Source organism: Psychrobacter sp. CAL346-MNA-CIBAN-0220 (assembly GCF_040309805.1).
Taxonomy (GTDB): Bacteria; Pseudomonadota; Gammaproteobacteria; order Pseudomonadales; family Moraxellaceae; genus Psychrobacter.
Window position 1 is genome coordinate 1 of record NZ_JBEOPF010000775.1, and the last position, 232, is coordinate 232.

The window sequence follows — 232 nt, forward strand, 5'->3', positions numbered from 1 at the left end:
TGGTTGCGGTACTCGAATGTATTGCCTTTTATTATCGCCGTCCTTGGTGGGTTACTAGACAAATGCTAAGCAAAGCCTCGGGGTCTGAGGTCACCCTTACCTTTGACGAAGAAGGGATTAAATCGAGTAACTTTTATAAAAACACCCAACTTCTGTGGTCAGATATTAACGAAGTTATAACCACAGAGCGCGGCATACTATTAAAAAACAAAAAAGGTATGCAGTATATATC

The 232-nt window shown here is 40.5% G+C and carries 1 protein-coding gene; it reads left to right on the top strand.

What is annotated here, in order from left to right:
- On the top strand, positions 1–232 hold a 232-nt coding region (locus tag AAEY88_RS15630; RefSeq protein ID WP_350563865.1), incomplete at both ends, for a YcxB family protein.